A 9,888-nucleotide genomic window follows, 5' to 3' on the forward strand; every position below is an offset into this window, starting at 1 on the left:
CCGCGCTCGCGGCGCGTGGCGGCGGGCACGTCAGCTGAGGGCGCGGTCCGGGCGACCGCATCCGGCGGCCGGGCGCAGGGCGTCGGAGCCTTAGCGTGCTTGCCGGGCGCGCAGGACACCCGACGTCAGCCGACCGCCTTCTCCCGCGCCTTGCCGGCCCAGTGCCGGGCCTGCCTCGCGTCCAGAAGCTCGGACGCGGGGCCGCGGGGCGTGTCTCCGTTCCGGTCCCTGGCCTCGTCCCAGGCCGCGTTCAGCACGGTGAGGCCCATGATCCGGGCCATGGTCATCAAGGCGCAGGTGGTGGTGTTCGCGTCCAGGACCTCGTGGGCCGCTCGTTGCGGGCTGACGCTCAGGCCCTCGATGAGCCCGGGGTGTTCCTGACGGTAGCGGAAGAAACGCTCGCCCACCTCGGCGGCGAAAAACCGCACCCCTGCCTGGCGCAGCCTGCCCAGTTCCTGGGCGAAGGGCTCTCCGCCCTTCACCAGGGTCTCCATGGGGATGAGAAGGCGCAGGCGCGCGCCGTCGAGCCCCGCCTGGTCCAGGGCCTCCCGCACGGTCTGGGCGAAGCCCTGCTCGGGCTGCTGGGGCAGGAAGAGCGAGAGCGAGAGCGTGAGGCCCCGCGCAGCGTCGCCCTGGACGTCCCATTGGGCCAGCTGGGCCAGCCCGCCCCGCAGGGTGACCAGCCAGAGGTCCCAGGCCACGGCCTCGTGCCGGGCCAACTCCACCAGTTGCGCGCCGGAGAGGGCCTTGTCCCCGCGGCGTTTCCAGCAGGGCACGGCCTCGAAGCCGTCGAAGGCCCCGTCGATCCCCAGGCGCGTGGGGGTCCAGGCCACGTCCGTGCGTCCGGCCTCCACGGCGCGGCGCAGGCTGGAGAGCAGGGTGGAGCGCTCCTGGGCGCGGCCCTGCATGCGGGAGTTGAACACCTTCACGCGGTTGCGACCCGCCTCCTTGGCCGTGTGCAGGGCCGTGTTGGCGTTCTTGAGCACCCCCTGGGGCGTCTGGTGCTGGAGCGACCCCGCCACCAGCCCGATGCTCGCCGTGACGTGCGCCGCGTGCCCCTCGATCTCGAAGGGGTCCGCCATGGCCGAGAGGATGCGCCGCATCACCTGCAGGGCTTCGGCCGGGCTCTCGACCTCCTCCAGGAAAAGCACGAATTCGTCCCCGCCGAAGCGGGCCAGGGTGTCGGACTGGCGGATCAGGGCGGCCATGCGCCGCCCGGCCTGGGTCAGGAGCTGGTCGCCCGCGGCGTGTCCCAGGGTGTCGTTGACGAGCTTGAAGCGGTCCAGGTCCAGGTAGGCCACGGCGTGGCAGGCGTCGCGGCGCTGGGCGCGGCGCACGGCCTGCTGCAGGCGCTCCATGATGAGCACGCGGTTGGCCAGACCCGTGAGGGGGTCGTGCAGGGCCTGGCGGGTGAGCATCTCCTCGGCCTTGCAGCGCCTGCCCACCTCCTGGCGCAGCACGCGCTGGGCCTTTTCCAGGGCCGCCACTTTGGCTTTGAGCCCGGCGTTGGCCTCGCGCAGCAGGCCGTAGAGTTCGATGCCCTCCAGGAGCGAGGCCGCCCCGCGCAGCACCAGGCTGACCATGGCCAGGGCGTCGTCCTCCATGGCGCGCTGTTCCTGGGCCGGGACGCCAAGGAACATGCCCCGGATGCGCGAGGCCGTGGTCATGGAGTGCAGCAGCACCAGCTGGCCCGACAGCTCCGAGGTGGTGAACACCGGCCGCCTGCGCTGGAGCGCCCAGCCCGCCGAGCCGGAATCCACCAGCAGGGCCAGCTCGCGCTCCATGGAGGGGGCCTGGGATTGCGGCTGGCAGCGGGCCAGGTAGAAGTCTCCGTGGGGTTCGCGCACCATGAAGAAGGCCACGGCCCGGAAAGGCATGAGCCAGCGCAGCCGGGCGGCCGTCTCGTCGAGCACCTGGATCACCGTGCCGAGCGATCGCGATCCCTCGGGGATGCCCAGGGAGATCAGGCGTTCCAGACGCTCCAGGGTGCGCCGTCTCGCCTCTTCCAGGGAGGCCGTGCGCTCCTTGTCGGAGACGCTAGCTGGCTTGCGCGGCGGCGTCATGATCTGCCAGGAGGATGCGTTCGATGTCGTCGAGCTGGCGGCCTGCCTGCGCGGCGGCGGCGCCCAGGGCGCTCCGGGGGATGTTGATGAGTTCCCACGCGGGCAGCGAGAGCGGCGGGGCCAGGGGCGATCCGCTCTGTCCGATGCCCAGGGCGTGGGCCATCACGTCGGCCAGGTGGACCAGGGCGGCGTCCTGCTGCGGGGGCTTGCAGTCCGCGCAGTGGTGTTCGCCCACGGCGCGCTCCAGACTGGGGGGGAACTTCCATGCCGCGAGCAGTCGCGCGCCCAGCTGGGCGTGGTCGAAGCTCCAGAGTTCTTTCTCCACGCCGCACAGGGCGGTGTTGCGTTCGCGCGCGTGCCAGAAGGCGTTGAGCGAGTGCGCGGGGTGGTTCTTGAGCATCACCAGGCGTCCGATGTCGTGCAGGAGCCCGGCCACGAAGCAGCGTTCCTCGTTGGGATGCCCGGCGTTCACGGCCAGGAGCCGGGCCAGCACGGCGCAGGCCAGGCTGTGGGTCCAGAAGGAGCGCATGTCCAGGAGGTCGCGGGGGATGGCGTCGAAGACGTTGATGAGCGACACCCCCAATGCCAGGCTGGTGAGGCGGTTGGCCCCCACCACGGTGACGGCGCGGCTGATGGTGTCCACGGGCTCGGGGAAACCGTAGAGGGCCGAATTGACCAGTTTGAGAAGTTTGGCCGAGAGCGAGGTGTCTTTGCCGATCACGTCGGCCACGTAGGCATAGGAGACGTTGGGGTCCTTGATGGCTTCCAGCACCTGGGCCACCACGGCGGGCAGGGAGGCCAGCTTCACCGCGCCGCCGGAGAGGCGGGCCAGGTCGGGGCGCTTGCGGGGTTCGGGCGGCGGCGGATCGTGGCGCGGGGGAGGCGGCGGCGAGTCGCCGGAGGCCACCAGGTGGATGAAGGCCACGCGCCTGAGTTCGCGCACGGCGGGGTGGTCCTGCCGGGAGAGGCTCAGGCGCTCCCCGGCCAGTTCCCAGGCTCGCCGGGCCAGGGCCGGGTCCAGGGAGCGGATGCGTTCGCGGTCCAGCGCCTGCTGGTCGTGGCCGTCCACGAGCGTTTCGGTGACGCCCCAGAACTTGAGCGTCTGGATGGAGAGGTCGTCGAGAATGAGGCCCCTGGAGAACAGGAGTCTGCCCTGACGGCTGCGCACGTCGGCGGACAAAATCATGCCGGGACGCAGGTCTTCTATGTAGACCGTGCCCATAGCCCTCCCGGGACCGGCAGGGGGGAGGCCGGACCCGACCATCCACACCTAACCGAGGCGCGCCCCTCTGGCAAGCGCGGGTTTGCAGGCCGGGCCGATTGGGGATATGGCATCGCCCATGGTCAGCGCGCCCACCTTCAATATCCTGATGTATTCCCACGACACCTACGGCCTGGGCCACATCCGGCGGACCATGGCCATCGCCCAGCACCTGCGCGGGCGCGGGGTGAACGTGCTCATTCTCACCGGATCGCCCCTGGTGGGGCGCTTCGACTTCCCCGACGGCGTGGACTTCGTGCGCATCCCGGGGATGATCAAGCGCACCAACGAGGAATACCAGCCCCTTTCCATCCGCCTGAGTTCGCGCCATGCGCTGAACATCCGGCGCAACATCGTGGTGGCCACGGCCAAGGCCTTCCAGCCCCACCTGTTCATCGTGGACAAGGCCCCCCTGGGGCTCAAGCGCGAGGTGCTGCCCACCCTCAAGTGGCTCAAGCGCCGCATGCCCCAGTGCCGCACCATCCTGGGCCTGCGCGACATCATGGACGACGCCGAGTCCACGCGGGCCGAGTGGCGCGAAAAGGGCATCTACGACGTGCTCGACCGCTACTATTCCGAGATCTGGGTCTACGGGAACCGCGAATACTACGACCCCGTGGAGGAGTACGCCATCCCCGAGGCCGTGAGCTCCAAGATGGTCTTCACCGGCTACATCCCCCGCGCCCTGCCCAAACGCGGCAAGATGGCCCTCATGCGCGAGGAGGAGAGCATCAACCGCAAGGAGCGCCTGGTGCTGGTCACCACCGGCGGCGGCGGCGACGGCTATCCCCTCATGGACGCCTATCTCTCCATGCTCGAATCCATGGGCGATCCGCCCTTCCGCTCCATCCTGGTCTCGGGGCCGTTCATGCCCAAGCCCATGCGCGAGGAGGTCCACGCCCGCGCCCAGCGCGTGAAGGCCCGCTTCCACCACTTCCACCGGCGCATGGAGGCCCTCATGGGCCTGGCCGACGTGGTGGTCTCCATGGGCGGCTACAACACCACCTGCGAGGTGCTCTCCCTGGGCAAGCCCTCCCTGGTGGTTCCGCGCGAGGAGCCCAGACTCGAACAGCGCATCCGCGCCGAGATGTTCCAGCGCCACGGCTTCGTGGAGTTCCTGCCCTGGTCCGGGCTTACGCCCGCCTCCCTGGGCACCAAGGTGCTGGCCCTCATCGACAACCCCAAGGGCTGCTGCCCCTGCGTGAACGCCTTCCGCTTCTCCGGGCTGGACGTGATCTCCCAGCGCATGGCCGAATTCCGGGGGGAGGGCCAGTGAACGGCGTGCTGGGCATGATCCTCAAGGGCTATCCGCGCATCTCCGAAACCTTCATCTCCAACGAGATCGCCCTGCTGGAAAGCATGGGCCTCCCCATCCGCATCCTCTCCATGCGCCACCCGCGCGAGAACTTCACCCACGAGTCGGTCAAGCGCATCAAAGCCCCCGTGGACTACCTCCCCGAAACCATCCAGGGCAACGTCTGGCGGCTGCTCTCGGCCAACCTGGCCTGCCTGGCCGCCTCGCCCCGGCGCTATTTGAGGGGCCTGGCCGAGATGCTGCGCCGCCTGGCCCGCACGCGCCGCGCCGCCACCGCCAAGCACCTGCTCCAGGCCGGATACCTGGCCGCGCGCGTGCTGCCCGGTTCCGGCGTCACGCACCTGCACGCCCACTTCGCCCACTCGCCCACGTCGGTGGCGGCCTTCGCCTCCATCCTCACGGGACTGCCCTTCAGCTTCACCGCCCACGCCAAGGACATCTACACCCAGGACCCCGCGCGCCTGGCCGAAAAGCTCGCGGCGGCGCGCTTCGTGGTCACCTGCACGGGCTACAACAAGAAGCACCTCGACGCCCTCAACCCCGCCGACACCCCCGTGCACCGCGTCTACCACGGCATCGACCTGGACCTCTTCCACCCCGGCGAGCCCCGCCTGGAGGCCCGCCAGCCCTACGAGATCCTCACCGTGGCCCGGCTCACCCCCAAGAAGGGCCTGCTCACCGTGTTCGCCGCCCTGGCGCGCCTGGCCGACGCGGGCCTGGATTTCCGCCACGTGCTCATCGGCACGGGAGAGGAGAAGGACAGGCTCAAGGCCCTGGCCAGGGAGCTGGGCATCGACGCGCGCATCCAGTGGCTGGGCGTGCAGCCCCACGAGGTGGTCCTCACGCGGCTGGCCCGGGCCGACCTCTTCCTGCTGGGCTGCGAGGTGAGCGAAAACGGCGACCGCGACGGCATCCCCAACGTGCTGGCGGAGGCCATGGCCATGGGCGTGCCCGTGGCCTCCACGGCCGTCTCGGCCATCCCGGAGCTGATCGTCTCGGGCGAAAGCGGCCTGCTCGTCCCCCCGCGCGACCCCGACGCCCTGGCCCAGGCCGCCCGCACCCTGCTCACGGACCAGGAGCTGCGCCGCCGGGTAATCCCCGCCGCCAGGGAGCGCGTGCGCGCCGTGTTCGACAACAAGGCCCTCGTGGCGGAACTGGCCCGGCTCTTCGAGCGCCACGTCGGCTGACGCCGCCAGCCATGCGCGTCGCCTTCTACGCACCCCTCAAGCCCCTGGACCACCCGAGGCCCAGCGGCGACCAGACCACCGCCCTGGAGCTGACCGCCCACCTGGCCTCGCGCGGGCACGAGGTCCGCGTGGCCAGCCGCTTCCGGGCCAGGAACCTGGGCGTGCGGCCCTGGGCCTGGCCACGGGCCGCCCTGGAGGCCTGGCGCGCCTCGCGGGGCGCGGCGGACGTGTGGCTCACCCATCACACCTACTGGAAATCCCCCGACGTGATCGGCCCCTTCGCCGCGCGGCGCATGGGCGTGCCCTACGCCGTGTTCCAGGGCATCTATTCCACGAAGCGCCGCCGCGACCCCCTGGCGCGTCTGGGCTTCGAGCTCAACCGCCGGGCGCTGCTCGCGGCCTCGGTGGTCTTCACCAACCGCCTTCTGGACCTCGAGAACCTGCGTCGGCTGCTCCCCGAGGAGCGCCTGTGCCGCGTGGCCCCCTGCATCGACGCCCCGGCCTTCGCCCACGACCCCGAGGCCCGCGCCCGCCTGCGCGCCGCCTGGAACGTGGGCGGGCGTCCCGTGATCCTGGCCGCCGCCATGTTCCGCGACGACGTGAAGACGCAGGGCCTGGAATACCTCCTCACGCGCCTCGCCCGCCTGGAGCGCAGGGACTTCGAACTGGTCCTGGCCGGGGACGGCGAGACCCGGGAGCGCCTGGAGGCCCTCGCCCGCCGGGCCCTGCCCGGACGCGTGCGCTTCCTGGGGCGCGTGGAGCGCGCGAAGCTGCGCCAGGTCTATTCCGCCGCCGATCTTTTCGTCTTTCCCGGAATCCGCGAGAGCCTGGGCATGGTCTACCTGGAAGCCCAGGCGGCCGGGCTCCCCGTGGCGGCCTTCCTCAACGGCGGCATCCCGGAAGTGACCGCCCCCGGCGAGACGGCCCTGCTCACCCCGCCCTTCGACGACCGCGCCTTCCTGGAAGCCGTCTCCCGCCTCCTGGACGACGCGGACCTGCGCCGGACCATGGGCCGCGCCGGGTCCGCGCGCGTGGCCGCGCTCCACGACAGGCCCCGCGCCTTCGCCGTGGTGGAACGTCGCCTGAACGACCTCTGCCGGAGGAATCCATGACCCGCATCGGGATCATCCGCCACGCCCGTACCCAGTGGAACAACGAGGGGCGCATCCAGGGCCGGTCCGATTCGCCCGTCACCCCCCAGGGCCTGGCCTCGGCGCGCTTCTGGGCCGCCACTCTCGAACCGTTCGGCTTCTCGGCGCTTTACTCCAGCCCCCTGGGCCGGGCCATGGCCACCTCCCGCGCCCTGGGCCGGGAACTCGGCCTGGAGCCCAGGCCGCTGCCCGGCGTCGAAGAGCAGGACTTCGGCGAATGGACCGGCAGAAAGGTGGCCGACCTGCGCGAGGAAGGTCTTCTTTCCCTCCAGGAAGCCCTGGGCTGGGCCTTCACGCCCCCCGGCGGCGAGAGCCGCGCGCAACTGCTGGCCCGCTCCTGGGATGCCCTGCTGCGCCTGGCCCGTTCCAACCAGGACCAGCCCGTGCTGGTGGTGGCCCACGAAGGCGTGGTGCGCGCCCTGGTCTACGCCCTGCTCGGGCGCGACTACCTCCCCTGGGAGCCCAGGATACTGGCCCCCCGCGCCCTGCACGTCCTGGAAGCCCGCGAGGGCTGCCTGCGCCTGGCCGAGTGGAACGTGCCCCTCTAACCCAGCGTCCCCGAGGAGATCATCCGTGAACGTGGTCCTCTATTGCCAGCACGTGCTGGGCCTTGGGCACTTCATGCGCTCCCTGGCCCTCCTGGAGGCCATGGCCCCGCACCGCTGCGTCTTCGTGGCGGGCGGACCCGATGCCCCCGTCGCGCTGCCCGGCCACATCACGCTGGAGCGCCTCCCGGCCATCTCCATGGACGAGACCTTCAGCCGCCTCCTGGCCGGGGACGACCCCGAAGCCCTCAAGGCCGCCCGCAGAACCCGCCTCCTGGATATCCTGGAGCGCGAACGGCCCGACGTGCTGCTGGTGGAGCTCTATCCTTTCGGGCGGCGCGCCTTCGAGTTCGAACTGCTCCCCGCCCTGGAGGCCGCGCGCGCCGGAGCCTTCGGCCGCCCCCGCGTGTTGTGCAGCCTGCGCGACATCCTCGTGGAAAAGACCGACCCCGAAAAATACCAGACCCGCGTCATCGCCCGGCTCAACGCGCTGTTCGACGGTCTGCTCGTGCACTCCGACCCCTCCCTTTTCCCTCTGGAGGAGACCTTTCCCCGCGCCCGGGAGATCGCCGTGCCCCTGCATTACACCGGCTTCGTCACCCCCAGGCCCGATCCCCTTTCGCGCCGACGCGTCCGCGGCGAACTGGGGCTCGCCGGAACCGACCGCCTCGTGGTCGCCAGCGCCGGCGGCGGCAAGGTGGGCTCGGAGCTGCTCTTTGCAGCCCTGGACGCCCACCCCTTTCTGCAACATGACAATCCTCCAAGGTTGGAACTTTTCTCGGGACCCTTCCTTGACGACGCAGCCTTCGAGCGGTTACGGGCCGTAGCCTCCGGCCGGGAACGCCGACGCGTCTCCCGCTTCTCCGGAGATTTCCTGGGCCTGCTGGCTGCCTCGGACGCGTCGCTGTCGCTGGCCGGTTACAACACCACGATGAACATCCTGGCCGCCGGAGCCCGCGCGCTGGTCTGGCCCTTCGAGCAGAACCGCGAGCAGCGCCTGCGCGCCGAACGCCTTGCCGCGAGAGGACTCCTGGGCGTGCTGGAGCACGGCGACCTCCACCCGGCGCGCCTGGCCGAACGCGTGCATGCCCTGCTCGAAAGCCCCGCGCCCGACCCACGCGCAGCCCCCGACCTGGACGGCGCGCGGAACACGGCACGCATCGTGACCCGCGATACGGCCCAGGCCGGTTAACCTTCAAACGCGAGATTTCATGATCGTCTCCAACAACGTCTCCCCGATCTGGCAGGCCCTTCCGGACGACCATCCCCAACGCCTGGACCACGCCGTCCGACAAGGCCTGGAAAAGGCCCCCGGCGGCAAGGCAACAGTCTTCTTCCGGGCCGACGACGTGGCCGTGCCCGGAAACGCCTTCTCCGCCATGCTCGCCTTGTTCCGGGAACGCTCCGCCCCCCTCAACCTCGCCGTGGTCCCCGCCTGGCTCACCCAAAGCCGCTGGACAGCCCTCAAGCGCGAAGCCGCTGCGGACAGCCTCTTCTGCTGGAGCCAGCACGGCTGGCGGCACATGAACTTCGAAGCCCCCGGCGCGAAAAAACGCGAATTCGGGCAAGCCCGCTCCGCACGCGACAAACGCCAAGACCTGCTCAAGGGCTTCAAACGCCTCGAAGAAATCATGGGGGCCGACTTCACGCCCGTCTTCACCCCTCCCTGGAACCGCTGCGATTCCGAAGCCATGGCCGCCATGCCCGCCATCGGCTTCAAAGGCATCTCCCGCACCGTGGGCGCTGGCCCCGACGCCCCCAAAGGACTCCCCGACTTCCCCGTGCGCATGGACCTGCACACCCGCAAGGAACAAGACCCCGACGCCTCCCTCGACGCCATGCTCCAAGAACTCGTCCAGGGCCTCGCCTCGGGACAACTGGGCGTCATGCTCCACCACCAGCGCATGAACCAGACCTCCTTCGACTTCCTCGCCCTCCTCATCGACCAACTCCGCCCCCACCAGGGCCTCTCCTTCGCCCACTTCGGACACCTGCTGGCCCGCTAGCCGCCGCACGACCACAACCGCCGCCGGGATCATCCCCGGCGGCCAAAGCGCTACCCCCCCCTGTACGGCCGCTCCGGATCGCGGTGGCGTGCGGTTCGGTTGTGGCGGGGTGGGAAGGAGGGAGGAGGAATAGCCTCCGGCGGCCAAAGGGCTGCGCCCTTTGGAATCCCTTATTGCTTCGCGGGCTTCACCGGGTAGGCCGGTGTGTTCGTGTCCAGTCTGGCCCTGCGCGCGCCTCTCGGCGGATCGTCTTCCAATCGGTCCGCAGGCTCTCCCCGTGCAGAGGCCCGGCTCCGGCAACACAGTCCTTGCCGGTGAAGCCCGCGAAGCGGAGTGGGAGTGCAGAGGGCGTAGCCCTTT

At 70.5% G+C, this 9,888-nt stretch carries 8 protein-coding genes; 6 read left to right on the plus strand and 2 right to left on the minus strand.

Annotated features, from left to right (window positions below; translation table 11 throughout):
• Positions 1-125 precede the first annotated feature (125 nt).
• Together NNJEOMEG_RS05605 and NNJEOMEG_RS05610 are read right to left on the minus strand one after the other, a co-directional pair.
• Entirely contained in the window at positions 126-2,063 is a 1,938-nt protein-coding gene (locus NNJEOMEG_RS05605) for a sensor domain-containing diguanylate cyclase (RefSeq protein ID WP_173082164.1), read from the minus strand.
• Positions 2,038-3,285: an HDOD domain-containing protein gene (locus NNJEOMEG_RS05610; RefSeq protein WP_173082166.1), complete on the minus strand. Its 1,248-nt coding sequence runs from the start codon at positions 3,283-3,285 to the stop codon at positions 2,038-2,040. Before NNJEOMEG_RS05610 ends, NNJEOMEG_RS05605 begins: the two co-directional genes overlap by 26 nt.
• A 118-nt stretch (positions 3,286-3,403) precedes the next feature.
• Here NNJEOMEG_RS05610 and NNJEOMEG_RS05615 point away from each other — a divergent pair, with 118 nt between their 5' ends.
• From NNJEOMEG_RS05615 to NNJEOMEG_RS05640, 6 genes are read left to right on the plus strand one after another with little or no spacing between them, the layout of a single operon-like run.
• Positions 3,404-4,600 carry a glycosyltransferase family protein gene (locus NNJEOMEG_RS05615; protein WP_173082202.1) on the plus strand — a complete coding sequence of 399 codons (1,197 nt, stop codon included), beginning with the start codon at positions 3,404-3,406 and terminating at the stop codon, positions 4,598-4,600.
• A 14-nt stretch (positions 4,601-4,614) separates the two neighbouring features.
• Positions 4,615-5,826 (plus strand): glycosyltransferase, encoded by a 1,212-nt coding sequence (locus NNJEOMEG_RS05620; protein WP_173082200.1) that lies wholly within the window; start codon positions 4,615-4,617, stop codon positions 5,824-5,826.
• Between the two features lie 11 nt (positions 5,827-5,837).
• Positions 5,838-6,938: a glycosyltransferase family 4 protein gene (locus NNJEOMEG_RS05625; protein ID WP_173082168.1), complete on the plus strand. Its 1,101-nt coding sequence runs from the start codon at positions 5,838-5,840 to the stop codon at positions 6,936-6,938.
• Positions 6,935-7,525, plus strand: a complete 591-nt coding sequence (locus NNJEOMEG_RS05630) for a histidine phosphatase family protein (RefSeq protein ID WP_173082170.1) — start codon at positions 6,935-6,937, stop codon at positions 7,523-7,525. The genes NNJEOMEG_RS05625 and NNJEOMEG_RS05630 overlap by 4 nt, the downstream gene beginning before the upstream one ends.
• Before the next feature lie 25 nt (positions 7,526-7,550).
• Positions 7,551-8,714, plus strand: coding sequence for a glycosyltransferase family protein (locus tag NNJEOMEG_RS05635; protein ID WP_173082172.1), 1,164 nt, complete (start codon positions 7,551-7,553; stop codon positions 8,712-8,714).
• A gap of 19 nt (positions 8,715-8,733) precedes the next feature.
• A complete protein-coding gene (locus NNJEOMEG_RS05640) occupies positions 8,734-9,528 on the plus strand; it encodes a polysaccharide deacetylase family protein (RefSeq protein ID WP_173082174.1) in 795 nt (264 codons plus the stop codon).
• Positions 9,529-9,888: the final 360 nt, after the last annotated feature.

Origin of the sequence: Fundidesulfovibrio magnetotacticus (assembly GCF_013019105.1) — a bacterium.
Taxonomy (GTDB): Bacteria; Desulfobacterota; Desulfovibrionia; order Desulfovibrionales; family Desulfovibrionaceae; genus Fundidesulfovibrio; species Fundidesulfovibrio magnetotacticus.

What these genes read in the sequence shown, in the direction of transcription:
- NNJEOMEG_RS05605 (WP_173082164.1), bottom strand. Translation starts at nt 2,063, where the DNA reads ATGACGCCGCCGCGCAAGCCAGCTAGCGTCTCCGACAAGGAGCGCACG.
- NNJEOMEG_RS05610 (WP_173082166.1), bottom strand. Translation starts at nt 3,285, where the DNA reads ATGGGCACGGTCTACATAGAAGACCTGCGTCCCGGCATGATTTTGTCC.
- NNJEOMEG_RS05615 (WP_173082202.1), top strand. Translation starts at nt 3,404, where the DNA reads ATGGTCAGCGCGCCCACCTTCAATATCCTGATGTATTCCCACGACACC.
- NNJEOMEG_RS05620 (WP_173082200.1), top strand. Translation starts at nt 4,615, where the DNA reads ATGATCCTCAAGGGCTATCCGCGCATCTCCGAAACCTTCATCTCCAAC.
- NNJEOMEG_RS05625 (WP_173082168.1), top strand. Translation starts at nt 5,838, where the DNA reads ATGCGCGTCGCCTTCTACGCACCCCTCAAGCCCCTGGACCACCCGAGG.
- NNJEOMEG_RS05630 (WP_173082170.1), top strand. Translation starts at nt 6,935, where the DNA reads ATGACCCGCATCGGGATCATCCGCCACGCCCGTACCCAGTGGAACAAC.
- NNJEOMEG_RS05640 (WP_173082174.1), top strand. Translation starts at nt 8,734, where the DNA reads ATGATCGTCTCCAACAACGTCTCCCCGATCTGGCAGGCCCTTCCGGAC.